Annotated in this window: 19 protein-coding genes; 12 read left to right on the plus strand and 7 right to left on the minus strand. The window is 58.3% G+C overall.

All coding sequences use genetic code 11. From position 1 onward, the window contains the following. Nucleotides 1-54: 54 nt before the first annotated feature. Genes ftsX through ftsY form a run of 3 tightly spaced genes read right to left on the minus strand, consistent with a single transcriptional unit; the run spans nucleotide 55 to nucleotide 3,289 of the window. The gene (ftsX, locus tag AUC61_RS03160) at nucleotides 55-1,080 is read right to left on the minus strand and encodes a permease-like cell division protein FtsX (RefSeq protein ID WP_243244421.1); all 1,026 of its coding nucleotides are present in this window, start codon (nucleotides 1,078-1,080) and stop codon (nucleotides 55-57) included. After that, nucleotides 1,077-1,748: a cell division ATP-binding protein FtsE gene (gene ftsE, locus AUC61_RS03165; protein ID WP_122663955.1), complete on the minus strand. Its 672-nt coding sequence runs from the start codon at nucleotides 1,746-1,748 to the stop codon at nucleotides 1,077-1,079. The genes ftsX and ftsE overlap by 4 nt, the downstream gene beginning before the upstream one ends. Continuing rightward, nucleotides 1,745-3,289, minus strand: coding sequence for a signal recognition particle-docking protein FtsY (ftsY, locus tag AUC61_RS03170; protein WP_243244422.1), 1,545 nt, complete (start codon nucleotides 3,287-3,289; stop codon nucleotides 1,745-1,747). The genes ftsE and ftsY overlap by 4 nt, the downstream gene beginning before the upstream one ends. Before the next feature lie 386 nt (nucleotides 3,290-3,675). Here ftsY and AUC61_RS03175 point away from each other — a divergent pair, with 386 nt between their 5' ends. From AUC61_RS03175 to AUC61_RS03190, 4 genes are all read left to right on the plus strand, one after another. After that, nucleotides 3,676-5,028 (plus strand): M16 family metallopeptidase, encoded by a 1,353-nt coding sequence (locus tag AUC61_RS03175; RefSeq protein ID WP_122663953.1) that lies wholly within the window; start codon nucleotides 3,676-3,678, stop codon nucleotides 5,026-5,028. Beyond that, complete coding sequence (locus AUC61_RS03180; RefSeq protein WP_243244423.1) at nucleotides 5,025-6,503, plus strand: M16 family metallopeptidase; 1,479 nt, start codon at nucleotides 5,025-5,027, stop codon at nucleotides 6,501-6,503. Before AUC61_RS03175 ends, AUC61_RS03180 begins: the two co-directional genes overlap by 4 nt. Continuing rightward, on the plus strand, nucleotides 6,503-7,087 hold the full coding sequence (gene rsmD, locus AUC61_RS03185; RefSeq protein WP_243244424.1) for a 16S rRNA (guanine(966)-N(2))-methyltransferase RsmD: 585 nt from the start codon (nucleotides 6,503-6,505) through the stop codon (nucleotides 7,085-7,087). The genes AUC61_RS03180 and rsmD overlap by 1 nt, the downstream gene beginning before the upstream one ends. A gap of 211 nt (nucleotides 7,088-7,298) precedes the next feature. After that, the gene (locus tag AUC61_RS03190; protein ID WP_243244425.1) at nucleotides 7,299-8,321 is read left to right on the plus strand and encodes a hydrolase; all 1,023 of its coding nucleotides are present in this window, start codon (nucleotides 7,299-7,301) and stop codon (nucleotides 8,319-8,321) included. Nucleotides 8,322-8,472: 151 nt separating this feature from the next. On the opposite strand, the gene AUC61_RS03195 is transcribed toward AUC61_RS03190, so the two are convergent. From AUC61_RS03195 to AUC61_RS03210, 4 genes are all read right to left on the minus strand, one after another. Then, nucleotides 8,473-9,327, minus strand: coding sequence for a sulfurtransferase (locus AUC61_RS03195; RefSeq protein WP_243244426.1), 855 nt, complete (start codon nucleotides 9,325-9,327; stop codon nucleotides 8,473-8,475). 64 nt (nucleotides 9,328-9,391) lie between these two features. Continuing rightward, on the minus strand, nucleotides 9,392-10,063 hold the full coding sequence (locus AUC61_RS03200) for a TetR/AcrR family transcriptional regulator (RefSeq protein ID WP_243244427.1): 672 nt from the start codon (nucleotides 10,061-10,063) through the stop codon (nucleotides 9,392-9,394). Nucleotides 10,064-10,154: 91 nt separating this feature from the next. After that, nucleotides 10,155-11,315, minus strand: a complete 1,161-nt coding sequence (locus AUC61_RS03205) for an L-talarate/galactarate dehydratase (RefSeq protein WP_243244428.1) — start codon at nucleotides 11,313-11,315, stop codon at nucleotides 10,155-10,157. 193 nt (nucleotides 11,316-11,508) lie between these two features. Beyond that, complete coding sequence (locus AUC61_RS03210) at nucleotides 11,509-12,561, minus strand: LacI family DNA-binding transcriptional regulator (protein ID WP_243244429.1); 1,053 nt, start codon at nucleotides 12,559-12,561, stop codon at nucleotides 11,509-11,511. 297 nt (nucleotides 12,562-12,858) lie between these two features. Here AUC61_RS03210 and AUC61_RS03215 point away from each other — a divergent pair, with 297 nt between their 5' ends. The 8 genes from AUC61_RS03215 to ggt all read left to right on the plus strand — a co-directional run bounded on the left by AUC61_RS03215 (nucleotide 12,859) and on the right by ggt (nucleotide 20,582). Beyond that, nucleotides 12,859-13,323: a helix-turn-helix domain-containing protein gene (locus AUC61_RS03215; RefSeq protein WP_243244430.1), complete on the plus strand. Its 465-nt coding sequence runs from the start codon at nucleotides 12,859-12,861 to the stop codon at nucleotides 13,321-13,323. Beyond that, on the plus strand, nucleotides 13,314-13,901 hold the full coding sequence (locus tag AUC61_RS03220; RefSeq protein WP_243244431.1) for a mobile mystery protein B: 588 nt from the start codon (nucleotides 13,314-13,316) through the stop codon (nucleotides 13,899-13,901). The genes AUC61_RS03215 and AUC61_RS03220 overlap by 10 nt, the downstream gene beginning before the upstream one ends. Nucleotides 13,902-14,015: 114 nt before the next feature. After that, a complete protein-coding gene (locus AUC61_RS03225) occupies nucleotides 14,016-15,446 on the plus strand; it encodes a coniferyl aldehyde dehydrogenase (RefSeq protein WP_243244432.1) in 1,431 nt (476 codons plus the stop codon). A 117-nt stretch (nucleotides 15,447-15,563) separates the two neighbouring features. Beyond that, nucleotides 15,564-16,097, plus strand: coding sequence for a twin-arginine translocation pathway signal protein (locus tag AUC61_RS03230; RefSeq protein ID WP_243244433.1), 534 nt, complete (start codon nucleotides 15,564-15,566; stop codon nucleotides 16,095-16,097). Between the two features lie 38 nt (nucleotides 16,098-16,135). Then, a complete protein-coding gene (locus AUC61_RS03235) occupies nucleotides 16,136-17,740 on the plus strand; it encodes a GMC family oxidoreductase (RefSeq protein WP_243244434.1) in 1,605 nt (534 codons plus the stop codon). Between the two features lie 228 nt (nucleotides 17,741-17,968). After that, on the plus strand, nucleotides 17,969-18,448 hold the full coding sequence (gene coaD / locus AUC61_RS03240; RefSeq protein WP_087268469.1) for a pantetheine-phosphate adenylyltransferase: 480 nt from the start codon (nucleotides 17,969-17,971) through the stop codon (nucleotides 18,446-18,448). A gap of 100 nt (nucleotides 18,449-18,548) precedes the next feature. Then, on the plus strand, nucleotides 18,549-18,800 hold the full coding sequence (locus tag AUC61_RS03245; protein ID WP_087268466.1) for a YfhL family 4Fe-4S dicluster ferredoxin: 252 nt from the start codon (nucleotides 18,549-18,551) through the stop codon (nucleotides 18,798-18,800). A 51-nt stretch (nucleotides 18,801-18,851) separates the two neighbouring features. Further along, complete coding sequence (gene ggt / locus AUC61_RS03250; protein ID WP_243244435.1) at nucleotides 18,852-20,582, plus strand: gamma-glutamyltransferase; 1,731 nt, start codon at nucleotides 18,852-18,854, stop codon at nucleotides 20,580-20,582. Nucleotides 20,583-20,590 lie beyond the last annotated feature (8 nt).

Consider the following 20,590-nt stretch of genomic DNA (forward strand, 5'->3'; position numbering starts at 1 on the left):
CGGGAACCGCTAAACAAGTTCCCTGTATAAAAAAGTCAATACATGAAGAAAAATTTACCGAGGCGCCAACTCTCTCAAATGGCGTGCTACTGCAATCCAAGCACCGATATACCCTAACAACACCGCTCCAAGCAAGAGTGATAGACCATCGGACGCTGGTACGCCAGCCAGAGAAAAGTCACTTCCGTACAATCCGGCCAGCCCGATAACCGCGTCATTGAGCCAGTTCAGGCCGTATGCCAGCACACCCCACGACAGGAAACCCGCACCCAGGCCATACAATGCGCCCATATAAAGGAAGGGACGACGTACATAACTGTCGGTGCCACCTACCAATTTGATGACCTCGATTTCGGTACGACGGTTCTCGATGTGCAGACGTATGGTGTTACCAATTACCAGCAACAGCGCGGCAACCAATAGCACAGTCAGACCAAAAACAAACCGATCACCCAGTTTGAGGATTGCGGCAAGACGCTCAACCCAGACCAGATCCAGTTGCGCCTGCTCGACGTTAGGCATACCTGCCAACTGAGTACGCAAGGCCTCCAGCGCAGGCTTGTCCACCTCGTCCGGCGTGACCAGCACGACGCCCGGCAGTGGGTTCTCCGGCAATTCCTTCAAGGCCTCGCCCAGCCCGGACTGCTGCTGAAATTCAGCCAGCGCCTGTTCGCGGCTGATGTACTCCGCCTCGGCAACACCCGGCATCAGGCGAATTTCGTTCCGTAATTTTTCGCCCTGGCTGGCCGTAGCATCCAGCTTCAGGTAAATCGATATCTGCGCAGCACGCTGCCATGAACCGCCCAACCGCTCGACATTGTTGAGCAGCAGCGACAAGCCCATGGGCAGGCTCAAAGCAATCGCCATCACCAGACAGGTGAAGAAACTGCCGATGGGCTGTTTGCCCAGACGACGCAAGCTGTCGATCAAACTGGAGCGGTGCGCTTCCAGCCAGGCGTTGAACAGCGTACCGAAGTCCGGACCGTCATCGTCATGGCTGTTTTTTGGCTTTTTCGGAGCAGGATCGGCGGCTTTCGGCGATACGCGCTCGGAAACCTTAGGGGAACGTGTAGCACTCATACCCCAGCCTCCCCGTCACCGATCAGACGACCGCGTTGCAGCGTGAGCATGCGGTGACGCATACGGGCAATCAGCGCCAGATCGTGACTGGCAATCAGCACGCTGGTGCCGAGGCGATTGATGTCTTCAAACACACCCATGATTTCCGCTGCGAGACGTGGATCGAGGTTACCGGTGGGTTCGTCCGCGAGTAGCAAAGCAGGGCGATGCACAATGGCGCGAGCAATGCCCACCCGTTGTTGCTGGCCGGTAGACAGGTCGCCGGGGTACAGCTCGGCCTTGTCCGACAACGCTACGCGCTCCAGAGCGGAGTCCACACGCTTGGTGACCTCCAGCTTGGACAATCCCAGAATCTGCAGAGGCAGGGCGACGTTATTGAATACCGTGCGATCAAACAGCAACTGGTGATTCTGGAACACCACGCCGATCTGCCGACGCAGGAATGGAATCTGTGCATTGCTGATCTGGCCCAGATCCTGACCTGCCAGGAGCAACTTGCCGGAAGTCGGGCGCTCCATGGCCAGCAGCAGACGCAGCAAGGTACTTTTGCCCGCGCCGGAGTGACCGGTCACAAACAGAAACTCACCACGACGCACTCGAAAGCTCAGCTCATGCAAGCCGACGTGTCCGTTCGGATAGCGTTTACCGACCTGTTCGAAACGAATCATGTGCGCTCGCGCTCCGCAAACAGGGCCTGAACAAACGGCTCGGCCTCAAAAGTACGCAGGTCATCAATGCCCTCACCCACGCCGATATAGCGGATAGGCAGGTCAAACTGTTTGGCGAGCGCAAAGATCACGCCGCCTTTAGCCGTACCGTCCAGCTTGGTCAGTGCCAGGCCGGTCAGGGACACGGCCTGGTGGAAATGCTTGGCCTGGCTGATCGCGTTCTGCCCGGTACCGGCGTCCAGCACCAACAGGACTTCGTGAGGTGCCTCCGCGTCCAGCTTGCCGATCACGCGGCGCACCTTCTTCAACTCTTCCATCAGGTTGTCTTTGGTTTGCAGACGACCGGCCGTGTCGGCAATCAACACGTCGATACCGCGCGCCTTGGCGGCCTGTACGGCGTCGAAGATCACCGAAGCGGAGTCTGCACCGGTGTGCTGAGCGATAACCGGGATCTTGTTGCGCTCGCCCCAGACCTGCAATTGCTCGACAGCAGCGGCACGGAAGGTATCACCGGCAGCGAGCATGACTTTCTTGCCTTCCAGTTGCAGCTTCTTCGCCAGCTTGCCAATCGTGGTGGTCTTGCCTGCGCCGTTGACGCCGACGACCAGAATCACGAACGGCTTGCGCGAAGCATCAATGATCAGCGGCTGTTCAACCGGCTTGAGCATTGCGGCCAGCTCGCCTTGCAACGATGTGTACAGCGCCTGAGCATCGGTGAGCTGCTTACGGGCGACCTTCTGGGTCAGGCTCTGAATGATCACGCCTGTTGCCTCGACCCCAACGTCGGCGGTCAGCAATCGGGTTTCGATTTCTTCCAGCAAGTCATCGTCGATGACTTTCTTGCCCAGAAACAGACTGGCCATGCCTTCGCCAATACTGGCGCTGGTTTTGGACAAGCCTTGTTTGAGACGTGCGAAGAAGCCCGCTTTGGTGGCTTCAGGCTGGGCAGCAACCGGTGCCGCCGGAGCTTCGATGATCGGCGCAACGGCTGCCGCAGCGGCAGGAGCCATGGCGGCAACCACAGGCGGAACCACCGGCTCAGGCTGTGGCTCGGGTTCTACCGCAACTGGCTCTGGCTCTGGCTCTGGCTCTGGCTCTGGCTCTGGCTCTGGCTCTGGAATGATGGTCGATTCCGGTTCGGCAATCGGCACATCAATACGAGGCAATTCTGGCTCTGGCTCAACCGGAGCAGCAACAGGCGCAATCGGCGGCGTAACGTGCAGCTCGTACTCATTGACCAGCGCGACAGGCTCTTCGGCGACCGGCAAGGTCAGCCATGGCTCTGCCGTGGGTTCGCCCGGCTGAACGTGCTCGACTGTCGGCTCTGCACTGAAAGTTTCCGGCGCAGGCGCCAGTGCAGCAGGTTGCTGCAGCTCAGCGGCCTCCGGAGTCGGTTCAACAACCGGCTCCGGGGCTGCCGGGGCCAAGTCTTGTGGTTGTTCGACCGTAGTTTCCTGCGGCTTCTTGCGCAGCCAACCGAACAGGCCTTTCTTCTCGCCAGCCGGGGCTGGGTTCTTCTTGTCGTCGTTGGAACCAAACATGGAGGACGGCTATCTCAAGGTAGCGACGCGCCAGAGCGGCGCCTCTGAAAAATTCTGGTATGCGAAACAGACTACATTTCAGTCTGCTTGTTCATCTGCTGGCCGAGCATAATCCGCAGTCTCCTGTAGGAGTGAGCTTGCTCGCGATAAGGCTGGAATAGCCTTCTGGCTGATTTGAATTCAAACCCTTTTGCCAGCGCTGCGCACTGGATCGCGAGCAAAGTGGAACGCCACCCCGGTCACTCCTACAGAGGCCTTTGCCGATATCCGACCCGAGCATTCCTGAATCTTTGTCATGGTCGGCAGCAGAACAGGCCGCTATCCTAACACCCCCGCGCCCGTGGACGCTAAGTTCAAACGGGCCGTCTTACAGGTTCAAATTACGAATGAATGCTCTAGCCCGCCGTGCCGCAGGCCTGCTGTTCGGCACAATTTGTCTGCCATTCGGCGCAATGGCCGCCGATCCGCAACCTACCCATGAATTCACACTCGCCAATGGCCTGAAGGTCATCGTCCGCGAAGACCATCGCGCGCCGGTTGTAGTGTCGCAAGTCTGGTACAAAGTGGGTTCCAGCTACGAGACCCCGGGCCAGACCGGCTTGTCCCATGCGCTTGAACACATGATGTTCAAAGGCAGCTCGAAAACCGGGCCGGGCGAAGCCTCGCTGATCCTGCGGGATCTGGGTGCCGAAGAGAACGCGTTCACGAGCGACGACTACACCGCTTACTACCAGGTGCTGGCCCGTGATCGTCTGGCGGTGGCTTTCGAACTGGAAGCTGACCGCATGGCCAGCCTCACACTGCCCGCCGACGAGTTCAGCCGCGAAATCGAAGTGATCAAGGAAGAACGCCGTCTGCGCACCGACGACAAGCCAACGTCGAAAGCCTTCGAACGCTTCAAGGCCATGGCTTACCCGGCCAGCGGCTATCACACGCCGACCATTGGCTGGATGGCAGACCTGGACCGCATGAAGGTCGAAGAGCTGCGTCATTGGTATCAATCCTGGTATGTGCCGAACAACGCCACACTGGTGGTGGTAGGGGACGTCAAACCGGATGAAGTCAAAGCGCTGGCTGAGCGCTTCTTCGGTCCGATTGCGCGCCGCGATGTACCGCCTTCGAAAAAGCCGCTGGAGCTTGCAGAGCCTGGTGAGCGTCGCATTACCCTGCACGTACAGACTCAATTGCCGAGTTTGATGTACGGCTTTAACGTGCCAAGTCTGGCCACCGCCGAAGACCCGCGCTCGGTCAACGCGCTGCGCCTGATCGCGGCCTTGCTGGATGGCGGCTATAGCGCACGTATCCCGACGCGCCTTGAGCGCGGCGAGGAACTGGTCTCCGGAGCAGGCTCGAATTACGACGCTTTCGCCCGCGGTGACAGCTTGTTCATGATCAGCGCCACGCCCAACACCCAGAAGAAGAAAACCCTCGCTGACGTTGAAGCCGGTATCTGGCGTTTGCTCAACGAACTGAAGACCAAGCCGCCGACCAACGAAGAACTCGAACGAGTACGTGCTCAAGTGATCGCCAGTCTGGTTTACGAGCGTGACTCGATTACCAGCCAGGCCAGCACTATCGGGGAGCTGGAAACCGTCGGCCTGTCGTGGAAGTTGATCGACGAAGAACTGGCCGCGCTGCAAAGCGTGACCCCGGCAGACATCCAGAAAGCCGCCAGCACTTACTTCACCCGTGAGCGCCTCAGCGTTGCACACGTTCTGCCTGAGGAGAAAGCAAAATGAGTGAGCGCAACGGCCCACGTAAGATGCTGTTTGGCCTGCTGTTGACCACCAGCCTCAGTGTTTTCGCTACACAATCGACGCTGGCTGAAGAAGCAGTCAGCAACGCCGCGCCTGCCCGACCTGCTCTGGAGTCTTTGAAAGAACTCGATGGCAAGGCTCCAGCGCGTCGCGCGCTGAACATTCAGACCTGGCAAACCGCCGAAGGCGCCAAGGTACTGTTTGTCGAAGCTCACGAGCTGCCGATGTTCGACATGCGTCTGACCTTCGCCGCTGGCAGCAGTCAGGATCAGAACCTGCCGGGCGTCGCCGTGCTGACCAATGCCATGCTCAACGAAGGCGTGAAAGGTAAGGACGTCACTGCTATCGCTCAGGGTTTCGAAGGCCTCGGCGCGGATTTTAGCAACGGCGCCTATCGCGACATGGCAGTGGCCTCGATCCGCAGCCTGAGCGCAACGGACAAACGCGAGCCTGCGCTGAAGCTGTTCTCCGAAGTAGTCGGCAAACCCACTTTCCCTGCCGACTCGCTGACCCGCATCAAGAACCAGCTGCTGGCCAGTTTCGAGTACAAGAAGCAGAACCCCGGTTCGCTGGCCAGCCAGGAACTGTTCAAGCGCCTGTACGGCAATCACCCTTACGGCCATCCGAGCGAAGGTACGGCTGAAACCATCAAGCCAATCACCCAGGCTCAGCTCAAGGCATTTCATGCCAAGGCTTATGCGGCCGGTAACGCGGTGATTGCGCTGGTGGGTGATTTGTCCCGGGACGAAGCCCAGGCAATTGCAGCGCAAGTTTCCTCATCGCTGCCTAAAGGCCCGGCGCTGGCCAAACTGCCAACGCCTGCTGAACCCAAAGCGGGCGAAACTCACATTGAGTTTCCCTCCAAGCAGACGCACCTGATGCTCGCGCAACTGGGCATCAAGCGTAACGACCCGGATTACGCAGCACTGTCATTGGGTAACTCGGTACTCGGCGGTGGCGGATTCGGCAGCCGACTGATGACTGAAGTCCGTGAAAAGCGCGGCCTCACTTATGGCGTTTCGTCGGGCTTCACCCCGATGCAAACCCAAGGGCCGTTCATGATTGGCCTGCAGACCCGCGCCGAACTGAGCGAGAACACCTTGAAGCTGGTGCAGGACATCGTCCGCGATTTCCTCGCTAATGGCCCGACCCAGAAGGAACTGGACGACGCCAAGCGTGAACTGGCTGGCAGCTTCCCACTGACCGCGGCCAGCAACTCGTCCATCGTCGCGCAGCTGGGTGCCATCGGCTTCTATGATTTGCCGCTGACGTTCCTCGAAGACTTCATGACCCAGTCGCAGGATGTGACCGTCGAGCAAGTCAAAGAGGTGATGAACAAGCACTTGAGCGCTGACAAGATGGTCATCGTCACCGCCGGGCCGACCGTAGCGCAAAAGCCGTTGCCGCCGCCCACCGACAAACCTGCTGAACGCCCTCTTGGGGTCCCGGAGCATTAATGGCCAATCCACGCCCGAAGGGCCATAACGGCCTGGGCCAACTGCGCATCATTGGTGGCGAATGGGGCAGTCGCAAACTGACGTTCCCTGACGCCCCGGGCCTGCGCCCGACACCCGATCGCGTTCGTGAAACGCTGTTCAACTGGCTGGCAATGGACATTGCCGGTGCCAAGGTACTGGATGTTTTCACCGGCAGCGGTGCGTTGTTTTTCGAAGCGCTGTCGCGGGGTGCGAGCAAGGGCCTGGCGCTGGACAACAGCTCAGCAGCGATCGCCAGCCTGCGCCAGAACCTGAGCATGTTGAACTGCACCACGGGTCAGGTCTCGCAAACCGACTCGTTGCGCCATCTGGAAAACCAGGCTGCCGAGCCCTTCGACGTGGTGTTTCTCGACCCGCCGTTCCACCAGAACCTGCTGGCATCGGCCTGTGCACTACTGGAGTCACACGGCTGGCTGGCAGAAAACGCGTGGATCTACACCGAAAGCGAAACCCCGCCATCGACCACCGGTTTGCCAGGCAACTGGCGTCTACACCGGGAGAAGAAAGCCGGGCAGGTTTATTACGCTCTATGGCAGCGCGGTTAACCAAAGGCTGACATCAGAACTCCTGTAGGAGCTGCCGAAGGCTGCGAAGCGGTCGACCTGAAGATCGCCTTCGCAGCCTTCGGCAGCTCCTACAGGAGACATTTGGACGCCACCTATCCCCCGCCTTTACCGCTGAGCAAAAAACGCTCTCGCGGCCCGCATCACTTGTGGCAACGTACATCGATACGCAATCTGCCGAGAGAGGACAACCGTGTTTACACGCCCTGCTAAATCCTCCTTCGCCAACTGCTTCATTCCGGCTTCGGGCCTGGGCAATCCTCATTTGCAGACCTTGTGGGGTCCGCTGTGGCGGAAAAAGACGCTAATCGAGCGCCAACGCGAACGCATCTGGCTGGCCGACGGAGACTTCCTTGATCTGGACTGGTTTGGCCCGCACGAGTTGAATACTCCTCTGGTGCTGGTCCTGCATGGACTGACCGGCTCATCGAACTCGCCTTATGTGGTTGGCCTGCAACAGGCGATCGTTCAAGAGGGATGGGCCAGCGTCGCGCTCAACTGGCGAGGCTGCTCCGGCGAGCCAAACTTGCTGTCGCGCAGCTATCACTCTGGCGCCAGCGAAGATCTGGCCTCGGTCATCGCTCACCTACGCGCCAAACGCCCACTGGCGCCGCTTTACGCAGTCGGTTATTCGCTGGGTGGCAACGTACTCCTCAAATATCTGGGTGAGTCAGGGGTGAACAGTGCCCTGCAGGGCGCAGTGGCCGTGTCTGTGCCTTTCCGGCTGGATGAATGCGCCGACCGCATCGGCATGGGCTTTTCAAAGGTCTATCAGCGGCATTTCATGCGCGAGATGGTCACCTACGTGAAGGACAAACAGCGCCACTTCAAGGACGAGGGCATCAGCGAAGGGCTTGCCGAGCTATCAGCACTGGGCTCGCTGGAGAACATGCGCACCTTCTGGGATTTCGATGGCCGGGTAACCGCGCCACTGCATGGCTTTGCCGACGCCAAGGACTACTACCGTCGCGCGTCCAGCCGCTATTACCTGGGAGAAATCCGCACCCCGACGCTGATCATCCAGGCAGCAGATGATCCTTTCGTGTTCAAGCACAGCTTGCCGGACCCCACAGAATTGTCTGCCAGCACCGAGTTCGAGCTGCAGGAAAAAGGCGGGCATGTGGGATTTGTCGACGGATCGCTGAAGAATCCCGGCTATTACCTCGAAAGACGGATTCCGTTGTGGCTGACGAACGCGCATGGGACATTCGTTTAGCAAACACATCCCCTGTAGGAGCTGCCGAAGGCTGCGAGGCATTCATTCTGATGCACCGCTATCGCAGCCTTCGGCAGCTCCTACAGGTCAAATGTTTTGCCGCGATACAGCAAGGTGCCATGGACACCGCGGCAGCTCATCTTTATTTCGTTCACGCCCCCGTAGCAACCTCACGGGCCGGATCGGTAATCCACTCACTCCACGAGCCCGCATACAGCCCACCCAACGGATACCCCGCGAGACACAACGCAAACAGGTTGTGACACGCCGTCACGCCAGACCCGCAATAAGCAACCAGATTCTCAGGCGGGCGCCCCTGAAGCTTTTCGGCAAACCGCTGCTTGAGTTGCTCAGGTGGTAAAAAGCGTCCATCAGGGCCAAGGTTTTCGTTGAACGCTGCACATTGCGCACCCGGGATATGCCCCGCGACCGGATCGATAGGCTCCACTTCTCCGCGAAAACGAGCGTCGGCGCGGGCATCAATCAGGGTCAGTTCTGGTTTTTTGAGACGCTTCTGCAATTGATCGGCGCTCAACACCAGCGAGTCATCCGGCTGGCCCTTGAAATCTCCCGGCTCTTTGCCTGGAGGATCAAGGCTTAACGGCAAACCCGCAGCATGCCAGGCTTTGAGGCCTCCATCGAGAATGAAAACGCCGTCCCGTTTGCCCAACCAGGCCAGCAACCACCAGGCCCGGGCGGCGTAGGCACCCGAACCATCGTCATAAAGCACAACATCGCTGTCGGCGTTGACGCCCCAATACTGCAAGCGTTCAACCAGTTTCTGTGGATCAGGCAGCGGATGGCGGCCGGTTTTACCCTTGCTGACCGGGCCGCTGAGATCCCGCTCCAGGTCGGCGAACGACGAGCCATCGATATGCCCGTCGGCATAACTGCGCTGGCCGTAGGAAGTATCTTCGAGAGCAAAACGACAATCGAGAATCACCAGCCCAGGCTGCTGCTGGCGAGCGGCCAGTTGCTGCGGGCTGATCAGTTGCGCGATGGGCATGACAGGCTCCTGTGGACAATTTTGAATATTCAGCATTGCTGCAATTCGTTCCGGCTGACGACGTTCAGACCCCATCCGCCAGCGCTTGATGCAACGGTACATAAAATTCTTCGCACAGCGCGTTCACTTCCTGTTGCGCCTGCGGGGTTACATAACCTGACTCAAGCATCAGTACCTGATAAACGCCACGGCGAATCGCATCTTCACTCAAATGGGTGCTGTTTTCCCGTGTAGTACAGAGGAAGCGCACCCAGGACGTGAGGATGATCCAGGTGTTGAGCGTCAGCGACTCTATCTGCACCTTGTTCATGTGCAGGATGCCAGCCTCCACGAATCCACCGTAAATGGCCATGGCCTGAATAAGACAATGCTGGGAAAAACGTCTGTAGCGGGCGGCCAGATCAGGATCGGCATCCAGTAGATGCTCCAGGTCTCGATGCAGAAAACGATAACGCCACATGCCATCGAGAATTTCCAGCAGGTAATACCGCTTGTCTTCGACACTGGGCAGACGGCCCTTGGGCGGGCGCAGGAAGGTGTTCACCAGCGCTTCGTATTCACTGAAGAGTTCGGCGATGATCGCCTGCTTATTGGGGAAATGGTAATAGAGATTGCCGGGAGACATCTCCAGATGAGCGGCAATGTGGTTGGTGCTTACACTGCGCTCGCCCTGCTGATTGAACAGTTCCAGACTGTTCTGCACGATCCGTTCACGGGTTTTGATACGCGGGGTCATGCTCAACTTGATCGCTCGAGTGTTATTGGTATCGAGCGATCTTAACGCAAGCGTGATATCCGGGCATCAACCGCCCGGACATCACTTTCCCTCAAGGGCGCTTGCCGATTTCCACTTGCTGCGCGGTCCAGGGCTTGACCTGCTCGCTCAGCGTCAGACCCAAGCCTGGTCGGGTCGGCACCAGCATACGGCCATCGCGGGTTTCCAGACGCTCATTGAACAACGGCTCCAGCCACTCGAAATGCTCAACCCAGGGTTCAGTCGGGTAAGCCGCCGCCAGATGCACGTGCAGCTCCATGGCAAAGTGCGGGGCCAGCATCAACCCTGCATGCTCCGCCATGGCCGCCACTTTCAGATAAGGCGTAATGCCGCCCACCCGGGGCGCATCCGGCATGAGGAAGTCAGCGCCGCGCAGTTTTATAAACTCGGCATGCTCGGCCACGCTGGTCAGCATTTCGCCTGTGGCGATTGGGGTGTCGAATTGCTGAGCCAGTGCGGCATGGCCTTCCGCGTCGTAACAATCGAGCGGCTCTTCGATCCAGATCAGGTTGTACTCTTCGAACTTGCGGCACATGCGCTGGGCCGTCGGTCGATCCCACTGCTGGTTGGCGTCGACCATCAACGGGAAGTTATCCCCAAGGTGCTTGCGGATGGTGCTGACGCGCTCGATATCCACAGCCCAGTCAGGCTGACCGACCTTCAGCTTGATACCGCCAATGCCCTTTTCCCGGGACAGATCGGTGTTTTTCATCAACTGATCCAGCGGCGTATGCAAGAAGCCGCCGGAGGTGTTGTAGCAACGTACAGAATCACGTTGCGCGCCGAGCAAGCGTGCCAGGGACAAGTTGGCGCGCTTGGCCTTCAAATCCCAAAGCGCCACATCGAAGGCCCCAATGGCTTGAGTCGACATGCCGCTGCGGCCCACCGATGCACCCGCCCAGCAGAGTTTGGTCCACAGCTTGGCGATGTCGCTGGGGTTCTCGCCGATGAGCGCCGGAGCAATTTCCTGAGCGTGCGCAAACTGCCCGGGCCCACCGGCGCGCTTGGAGTAACTGAAACCTAGCCCGCTGTGGCCATCAACGGTTTCGATTTCCACGAACAGCATGGCGATCTCGGTCATCGGCTTCTGCCGCCCGGTCAGTACCTTGGCATCGCTGATCGGATTGGCCAGCGGCAGGAATACCGATGAGACTTTAACCCAGGCAATCTGGTCGTGATCGGAGGACTTGATGTTTTCTTGTTGGGTTTGCATAGGGGCTTCCTGAGTTCGGCTCGCACCAGAGCTTCGTGGTTAGGCACGAGCAAATGCAGAGAGTGATGATTGCGCAATCATTCAGACTTCAAAAAAATCTCCACGTCCTGATGCGGCGGGAGAACTGAGCCGATACTACTATGATTGCGCAATCATTCAATAGCGCCATTCATCATTTCAGGTGCCAGTGACTTCAGGTGGTGGCGCGGTCGATGAGGGTGAAACCGGTATCGATGCGCAAGGGATTTTCTGCACCAGCGGGATAGCCGAAGCGCTCCAGCAGGGCCTGAGCGGCGAGTTGGCCGATACGCAAACCATCGACGTTGACCGTGGACAATGCTGGATAAACCTGTGCGGCGCTGCTCAAATCACCGAAGCCCATCACCGCCAGGTCTTCGGGTACACGCAAACCCCGGCTGGCCGCTTCAGCCAGCACACCTTGCGCAATGGTGTCCGAACTACAGATAACAATTTCGGGGCGCTCTTGCTGGTCGATCAGGCGACGCAAACCTTCCCGGCCGATTTCAAGCGTGGCTGGCGGCGCAAGCACTTCCACCGGCACATCACGAACGCCATGGCGTTCCAGCTCGGCCAACAGGCTTTTGCAGCGACGCATACCGCGGGGGTCGCTGATGGTGACTACCGAGAAACGCCGATAATTTTTCTCCAGCAGATGCCGTGCCACGGCCTCGCCCACCGTCTCATGGGAAAAGCCCACCAGCATGTCGATAGGCGCTTCACTCAAATCCCATGCTTCCACGACAGGAATGCCAGCCTGAGCCAGCCGTATCCGGCTAGCTTCAGTATGCAGGGTACCGGTTAACACAATGCCGTCAGGCCGCCGACCCAGTACCGCCTCAAGCAACCTCTCTTCCTGCTCGGCGGAATAACCGGTCAGCCCCATCATCGTCTGATAGCCCGCTTTGGTCAGGGAGTCCATCAGCGCCTGAACCGTGTCGGCAAAGATCGAGTTGGCAATTGTCGGCAGGAAGATCGCCACCAGGCGGCTTTTATTGCTGGCCAGCCCACCGGCCAACATGTTCGAAACATAGCCGGTCGCGCGCACAGCCTCGCGCACCTTGTCGCGAGTCTTCTCGCTGACCAGCTCAGGCCGGTGCAATGCCCGGGAAACCGTCATCGGCGAAACGCCCGCCACCTTGGCAACATCAATCAGAGTCAGGCTCGCGCCTTTGGGCAAGGATGCGATGGTAGATCCCGCAGGAACGCCATCTGATGGTTTCGACATGAGTGTTTCCGGACCGCTGCGCTAGACCGGCAAAGATACCGCTTCCGGGGTGACAAATGTAGCCGGGTTGTGAAGTGCTGGCTTTAACTCGCAAACGACAATGTACGCCTACAGGCATACAAACTAAATGATTATGTAAGCCTATAGACGTACATTATTTACAAACCTGTACACCTATGGGCTAACATAAAAATATATATGTACGCCTACAGGCTTACGATTTTTTCTAAAATCATCACCTACAGGCTTACGGTTACTTCTACACAGGCGCCTGATGGCTGCCAAAAAGGAGATCCTATGGACACTTCGTCACTGAACAAGCTGCGTCTGAATCAGGTAGAGCGTGCGTTGGAACCATTCATTGCTTTAAAAGGTAAAACCGTACCGCCCGGCGGCTGGCTACGGTCAATCCGGGAATCGCTTGGCCGGTCTGTACGCAGTCAGGCTGCGTGGGTAGATGTGTCACCAACAACGCTTCATAAATCCGAAAAATCAGAAGCCGAGGACCGGATCACGCTCGGTCAACTGCGAAAGTTGGCAAATGGACTGGATTGCGAGTTGGTCTATGCACTCGTGCCAAAAAAGCCACTGCACGAAATGGTCGAGGAACGTGCGCAACTGCTGGCGCGTAAAGAAGTCATGGGAGTTTCACACACCATGGCGCTTGAAGATCAACGTCCTTCTGACGCATTCGTCGAACGCAAAGTGAATGAGCGACGCCTGGAATTGCTCGCGGGCGCCTGGAGCCGACTGTGGCGCTAGAGACAAACCTGAAACCCGGGCAAACGCCCCTGGATACTGACGAAGCAGCTGGACTCAAGCCAAAACACATCATCACTCAGGGTGAGCTTGATGAATGGGAAGCTGAAAATCTGCTCAAAGCCAATCGATGGCTCAACGGGCAAAAAAAGCTTGATGTACTGAACGAACAATTTTGCCGCAACCTGCATAAAAAGATGTTCGGCGATACGTGGATGTGGGCAGGGACGTTCCGAAAAACCGAAAAGAATATTGGCTGCGAGCCCATTCAGATAGCGATCCAGCTAAACCAGCTTTTGGGGAACGTTACCTATTGGATCGAGAACGAGAGCTTTGCGCCGGACGAGATAGCCGCCCGCTTCCATCGAGAACTCGTTTGGATACACCCCTTCCCTAACGGAAACGGCCGACACGCTCGCTACATGACTGACGCGCTTGTGAGGCAGTGCGGCCGTCCGGAGTTCTCTTGGGGGAGCAAAAACCTTGTCTCGGCCAGCGAGGTTCGAAGTCGATACATCCAGTCTCTGCGCGACGCGGATGCCGGGAATTACGCTTTGCTTATTGAGTTCGTCCATAGCTGAGCCACTGCTAACTGAAAGCATAGAACCTCAGAAAACACAGAAACCAACACGGCATTTGACTTTCTAGAGCAACAACTCTAAAACCAGTGAATAACTAAAAAAGGAATTGCCCACATGCCTGCCGAACTCGCCTGGTTAACGGACCGCTCACAACCGTCCAACGAACTTGAGCGGGTGTTTGCTGAGCAACGCAAAGCCTTCGCCGCCAATCCGATGCCATCTGCTGGCCAGAGACTGCAATGGCTCGCCAGCCTGCATGATTTGCTCTGTGCCGAGCAGCAGGCGTTGATCGAAGCAATCAGCAGTGACTTCAGCCATCGCAGCGCTGATGAGACGTTGCTGGCCGAACTGATGCCCAGCCTGTTCGGCATAAAAGACGCCCGTAAAAACCTGAAAAAGTGGATGAAGCCTTCGCGACGCAAGGTAGGCATCGCCTTTCAGCCAGCATCGGCCAAGGTGGTGTATCAACCTCTGGGGGTAGTCGGCGTTATCGTGCCCTGGAACTACCCGTTGTTTCTGGCCATCGGCCCAATGATTGGAGCGTTGGCAGCGGGCAATCGGGTGATGCTCAAACTTAGCGAATCAACGCCCACTACCGGCGAACTGCTCAAGCATCTGTTCGCTCGTGTGTTCCCGGAGGACTTGGTGGCTGTGGTGTTGGGCGAAGCGGACGTTGGCATCGCATTCTCAACATTGCCGTTCGATCATCTGCTGTTCACCGGCGCCACCAGCGTTGGCAAGCATGTGATGCGCGCTGCCGCGGAAAATCTCACGCCGGTCACGCTGGAGCTTGGTGGCAAGTCCCCGGCCATCGTGTCCCATGACGTGCCACTCAAGGACGCTGCCGAGCGCATCGCCTTCGGTAAGACGCTCAATGCCGGGCAAACCTGCGTCGCGCCTGACTACGTATTGGTACCGGAAGATCGCGTCGAGGCATTCGTTGACGCTTACAAGGCTGCGGTTCTCGGGTTCTATCCCACACTGACGGACAACCCTGATTACACGGCAATCATCAATCAACGCCAGTTCGCGCGCCTCAACCACTATCTGGCCGATGCGGCTGACAAAGGCGCGAAGGTTATTCCCCTTTACGAGGCTGGTCAGGATCGACGCATGCCGTTCAGCCTGTTGCTTAACGTCAGTGACGACATGCTGGTGATGCAGGACGAGATTTTCGGCCCGCTGCTGCCCATCGTGCCCTACTCACGAATGGACCAGGCGTTCAGCTACATAAACCAGCGCCCTCGCCCGCTGGCCTTGTATTACTTCGGCTACGACAAAGCCGAACAGCAGCGCGTGCTGGAGCAGACACACTCCGGCGGTGTGTGCCTGAACGATACCCTGCTGCATGTAGCGCAGGATGACTTGCCATTCGGCGGTGTCGGCCCTTCCGGCATGGGTCACTACCATGGCCATGAGGGTTTCATGACGTTCAGCAAGGCCAAGGCCGTGCTGATCAAACAGCGCTTCAACGCTGCACGGCTGATCTATCCTCCTTATGGCAAGGCGATTCAGCGGCTGGTCTACAAGCTGTTTATCCGGTGATGACTAACCTATCTGTAGGAGCTGCCGAAGGCTGCGATCGCGGTATGTAAGAACGAATGCTTTCGCAGCCTCCGGCAGCTCCTACAGGGATCATTTCAATTCAATAACGGTTCACTCATGAACACCCAGCCCAACCTGAGCCGTCGAAATTTCCTGCAAGTCAGCCTGGGCGCCTCTGCGTTTCTGTCCACTGTCGGCCTGACGGCAAGCTTGAGTGGCTGTTCTGCGACAGCACCGGCTAACGGTTTTATGGTCCTGCGCACAAGCGATCTTCCGTTCCTAAGAGCACTGATCCCGGTGCTGATCAATGGCAGTGTGCAACCCGTTCTACTGCCGCAGGCCACCGATGACACCCTGCACTGCATCGACAAAGGTCTGAATCACCTGTCGCCTGCGATGCTCCAGTTGACCCAGCAACTGCTCGATGTGCTGACCCTGCCTTTCACCCGCGGACCGCTGACCGGCGTGTGGTCGGCTTGGGAAAAGGCCAGCAACATGCAGATTCAGCAGTTCCTTGATCGTTGGCAAAACAGCTCGCTGGACCTCCTGCGCCAAGGACATGCCGCACTGCTGCAACTCACTTTGATGGCGTGGTACAGCCACCCCGAATCCTGGGCGCATTGCGGTTACGCCGGACCACCCAGGATCTGAAACAACCACACCCGAACAACAACAAAAATCGAGGTTGTATGCCTGTACCTGATCCATTCCGCGAAGGCCTGGCCCGTGGCTGGCAAACCTACGACGGGTCTCGCCTGGACAAGGACCTGACGCTGGAGGCCGACGTCGCGATTATCGGCAGCGGTGCGGGTGGCGGGACCACGGCTGAAATCCTCAGCGGGATGGGCCTCAAAGTGTTGCTGATCGAGGAGGGCCCACTCAAAACCAGCAGCGACTTCAAGATGCTCGAAGACCAGGCTTACTCAACGCTGTATCAGGAAGGCATCGGGCGCATGAGCAAGGATGGCGCGATCACTATTTTGCAGGGCCGCGCAGTGGGCGGCACGACGTTGATCAACTGGACCTCAAGCTTCCGGACACCACCGGCCACGCTGGAGCACTGGGCCAGTGAACACGCAGTCAAAGATCACGATGCAGGGCAGATGGCTCCATGGTTCGAAAAAATGGAACAACGCCTCAGTGTCGCGCCCTGGATCATGCCGCCCAATGCCAACAACGACGTCATCCGTATAGGCTGTGAGCAACTGGGCTATAGCTGGCATGTAATACCGCGCAATGTGCTGGGCTGCTGGAATCTGGGCTACTGCGGCATGGGCTGCCCAAGTAACGCCAAGCAATCGATGCTGGTGACAACCATTCCGGCAACACTGGATAAAGGCGGCGAGCTGCTTTATCTGGCGCGTGCCGATCGGTTATTGCTTCAGGGAGACAAGATCACCGGACTGGTTTGCCTGGGCATGGATGAACGCTGTGTCTCGCCGAATGGCCGAACGATCCACGTCAAAGCCCGACATTTTGTTCTGGCGGGCGGAGGCATCAACAGCCCCGCGCTGCTGATGCGCTCCAAAGTGCCCGATCCGCATGAGCGCGCAGGCAAACGTACATTTCTGCACTTGGCGAGCTTCTCCGCAGGGCTGTTCGATAAAGTCATCAATCCGTTCTACGGCGCACCGCAGTCCATTTATTCAGATCACTTCCAGTGGGCAGATGGCATCGCAGGCCGTATGTCCTACAAGCTCGAAGTGTCACCACTGCATCCGGCGCTGGCCAGCACTTTGCTCGGCGACTTCGGTCAACAGAACGCCGAGCGCATGGCGCAATTGCCTCACACTCACATGATGCTGGCTCTCATGCGCGACGGCTTTCACCCGGACAGCGTGGGAGGCGCGGTGCAGTTGCGGGGTGATGGAAGCCCGGTGCTGGACTACCCGATTTCACCCTACACCTGGGACGGTATCCGCCGCGCGTGGCACAGCATGGCCGAGATCCAGTTTGCCGGTGGCGCGCGCTCAGTCATGCCGATGCACGCGGACGCCCGCCATGCCAAAAACTTTGCCGAAGCGCGAATGATGATCGACAGCCTGGGCCTGGAAATTTTTCGCACCCGGCTTGGCAGCGCTCATGTGATGGGCGGTTGCGCGATGGGCGAAGATCCCCGACAAGCGGTATGCGATAGCCTGGGTCGTCATCATCACCTGCAGAATCTGTCGATTCATGACGGCTCGCTGTTCCCGACCAGCATCGGTGCAAATCCGCAATTGTCGGTTTACGGGCTGACAGCCAAGTTGGCGACTGCGCTGGGTAACCGCCTGCTGAACGCAACAAAGCAATGAACTGTAGGAGCTCACCGAGGTTACGAGGCCAGCGATGGCGGTCTGCCTGATACACCGCCATAGCGGCCTCGCGGTGCTCGTAAGCTCCTACAGATAACGCATTTAAATTCAGATAGTTGCATGGCGTTTGATGACAATACGACCTTTACCTTCGGCACGCCGACTTGGCCCACCGGGAATGCTGCGCTACCATCCGACTCCCCAAAGGACTCCGACCAGGACGACGCGATGAACCGAGTGTTGTATCCAGGCACCTTCGACCCTATTACCAAGGGACACGGCGATCTGGTCGAGCGCGCATCGCGCTTGTTCGATCATGTGATCATTGCCGTTGCCGCCAGCCCCAAGAAAAATCCGCTTTTCCCCCTGGAACAGCGTGTGGAGCTGGCCCGGGAGGTCACCAAACACCTGCCAAACGTCGAAGTGGTAGGTTTTTCGACGCTGCTGGCGCACTTTGCCAAGGAACAGAACGCGAATGTGTTTCTGCGTGGTCTACGCGCCGTCTCCGATTTCGAATACGAGTTCCAACTGGCCAACATGAACCGCCAACTGGCACCGGACGTCGAAAGTCTGTTCCTCACTCCATCCGAACGGTACTCGTTCATTTCCTCTACGCTGGTTCGCGAAATCGCGGCATTAGGCGGCGATATCACCAAGTTCGTGCATCCAGCCGTCGCTGAGGCGCTGACCGAACGCTTCAAACGCTGAGCTTTTCGGTAACGCCCGGGTGCATCGAAACGACTAATGCGGCACAATTCGCCGCATTGGATTTCATATGCCCCGGCATCGACCGCGGCAGGAGTGTTTCATGTCCCTGATCATCACTGACGATTGCATCAATTGCGACGTCTGCGAACCCGAGTGCCCGAACGAGGCGATTTCTCAAGGCGAGGAGATCTACGTGATCAACCCGAGCCTGTGCACCGAATGCGTTGGCCACTACGATGAGCCGCAATGTCAGCAAGTCTGCCCTGTGGATTGCATCCCGCTGGATGAAAACCGCGTCGAAAGCAAAGACGAGTTGATGAGCAAATACCTGATCATTACCGGCAAGGCTTGATCCTTCGGCATCGCTGACAGGCTTATGCCTGCCGACCAAAGCGAGCCCGGCATGATCCCAGAACACCGTCAGCACCACTGTCTATCCAGCATTCTGTTGCTGCTCTGCGCGTTGTCCGCGCAGCTATCCATCGCAGCTGAAACACTGTCTTCGCGTCCGGAGCGGTCTGCTATTGCCAGCCCGCACCCGCAAGCGACTGCCGCTGGTCGGGAAATCATGGTGGCGGGCGGAAACGCTTTTGATGCGGCCGTGGCCGTCAGCGCTGCACTGGCTGTGGTGGAACCCTACGGCTCAGGATTGGGCGGCGGCGGTTTCTTCCTGTTACGCCAAAGCGGACCGAAGACAGGCTATGTATTTCTGGATGCCCGGGAAAAAGCCCCGCTCAACGCAACTTATGATCTCTATCGCCGTGACGGCAAAGTAGTACCTGTTCTGTCTCTGAACGGCCCGCTTGCAGCCGCCATTCCGGGTTTACCTGCTGCCCTGGTCGAACTGGCTGAGCGCTACGGCAAGCTGTCGCTGAAGATTTCCATGGCGCCAGCCATTCGCCTGGCCTATCAAGGCTTCCCGGTCGACAGGATTTATCAGCAACGCGCCACTGCTCGCCTGACGGCCCTACGAAAGGACCCTGAAAGCGCACGTCTCTTCCTGCGTGACGGTGACGTTCCAGCGGCGGGCACGATCATCCGGCAGCCGGAGCTGGCCGTGACGCTCAATCGACTGGCTGACAGCGGCCGCGACGGTTTCTATGCGGGGCTCACCGCTCAATCAATGGTCCACGGAGTAAGGGCAGCCGGGGGCATCTGGAAACCAGAGGATCTGGACCAGTATCGGATCGCGACCCGCACCCCGTTGCGCTTTCGCCTGGATGACCAGCGAGAACTGATCAGCGCGCCGCCTCCTTCTGCTGGCGGCGTGGCGCTGGCTCAAAGCCTGATGATGCTCCAGCAACTCCCATGGCAGGCGTCGGACAAGGTCCAACGCGCCCACTACGTGCTTGAGGTGCTGCGGCGCGCTTATCGCGACCGGGGTTTGCTGGGCGATCCTGACTTTGTCGCCAACCCTCTCGACCGCCTGCTGGACCGGCACTATCTGGTGCGAATGGCGCAGAGCATTGCGCCTAATGACGCGACGCCAAGCGCCAGCCTTGAGCCGGCACCGCGCTGGCGTGAAGGCGAACACACAACCCACTTTGCCATTCTGGACAGTGACGGTAATGCGGTTGCGGCGACGTTATCGGTCAACCTGCCGTTCGGCGCGGCCTTCACCGTCCCGGGCACCGGCGTAGTGCTGAACGACGAAATGGACGACTTCGCCGCCGATCCCCAAGGCAGCAATGCGTATGGCTTGGCAGGCAGCAAGGCCAACTCGATTGCTGCAGGCAAGCGGCCGCTGTCGAGCATGAGCCCAAGTTTCCTTGAAAGCCCTGATGAGTTCACCGCATTCGGTACGCCGGGCGGTAGCCGCATCCCAAGCATGGTGCTGCTCTCGATGCTGCAATACCTGGACGGTCAGCCCATTGCGAACTGGCCAGCAGTGCCGCGCTATCACCATCAGTATTTGCCGGATGTCGTTGAGCACGAGGCAGATGCATTCACTCTGGAAGAAATGAACGCGCTGCGATCTCGCGGTTATCAGTTCAAAGAAGTCCCGCGCGGCTATGGGAATCAACAAGTGCTGCGGTGGGATAAAGCAGGCAAACACGTTGAAGCCGCCAGCGACCCGAGAGGCCTTGGCGTGTCAGAAACGTTCGATCCGAAGGTCATGCAAACTGCGCCCTGAATGGGCTC

The organism is Pseudomonas maioricensis (genome assembly GCF_022790535.1).
Classification (GTDB): Bacteria; Pseudomonadota; Gammaproteobacteria; order Pseudomonadales; family Pseudomonadaceae; genus Aquipseudomonas; species Aquipseudomonas maioricensis.

Coding starts and splice junctions, on each gene's coding strand:
- ftsX (WP_243244421.1), bottom strand. CDS start 1,080: ATGAGTGCTACACGTTCCCCTAAGGTTTCCGAGCGCGTATCGCCGAAA.
- ftsE (WP_122663955.1), bottom strand. CDS start 1,748: ATGATTCGTTTCGAACAGGTCGGTAAACGCTATCCGAACGGACACGTC.
- ftsY (WP_243244422.1), bottom strand. CDS start 3,289: ATGTTTGGTTCCAACGACGACAAGAAGAACCCAGCCCCGGCTGGCGAG.
- AUC61_RS03175 (WP_122663953.1), top strand. CDS start 3,676: ATGAATGCTCTAGCCCGCCGTGCCGCAGGCCTGCTGTTCGGCACAATT.
- AUC61_RS03180 (WP_243244423.1), top strand. CDS start 5,025: ATGAGTGAGCGCAACGGCCCACGTAAGATGCTGTTTGGCCTGCTGTTG.
- rsmD (WP_243244424.1), top strand. CDS start 6,503: ATGGCCAATCCACGCCCGAAGGGCCATAACGGCCTGGGCCAACTGCGC.
- AUC61_RS03195 (WP_243244426.1), bottom strand. CDS start 9,327: ATGCCCATCGCGCAACTGATCAGCCCGCAGCAACTGGCCGCTCGCCAG.
- AUC61_RS03200 (WP_243244427.1), bottom strand. CDS start 10,063: ATGACCCCGCGTATCAAAACCCGTGAACGGATCGTGCAGAACAGTCTG.
- AUC61_RS03205 (WP_243244428.1), bottom strand. CDS start 11,315: ATGCAAACCCAACAAGAAAACATCAAGTCCTCCGATCACGACCAGATT.
- AUC61_RS03210 (WP_243244429.1), bottom strand. CDS start 12,561: ATGTCGAAACCATCAGATGGCGTTCCTGCGGGATCTACCATCGCATCC.
- AUC61_RS03215 (WP_243244430.1), top strand. CDS start 12,859: ATGGACACTTCGTCACTGAACAAGCTGCGTCTGAATCAGGTAGAGCGT.
- AUC61_RS03225 (WP_243244432.1), top strand. CDS start 14,016: ATGCCTGCCGAACTCGCCTGGTTAACGGACCGCTCACAACCGTCCAAC.
- AUC61_RS03230 (WP_243244433.1), top strand. CDS start 15,564: ATGAACACCCAGCCCAACCTGAGCCGTCGAAATTTCCTGCAAGTCAGC.
- AUC61_RS03235 (WP_243244434.1), top strand. CDS start 16,136: ATGCCTGTACCTGATCCATTCCGCGAAGGCCTGGCCCGTGGCTGGCAA.
- coaD (WP_087268469.1), top strand. CDS start 17,969: ATGAACCGAGTGTTGTATCCAGGCACCTTCGACCCTATTACCAAGGGA.
- AUC61_RS03245 (WP_087268466.1), top strand. CDS start 18,549: ATGTCCCTGATCATCACTGACGATTGCATCAATTGCGACGTCTGCGAA.
- ggt (WP_243244435.1), top strand. CDS start 18,852: ATGATCCCAGAACACCGTCAGCACCACTGTCTATCCAGCATTCTGTTG.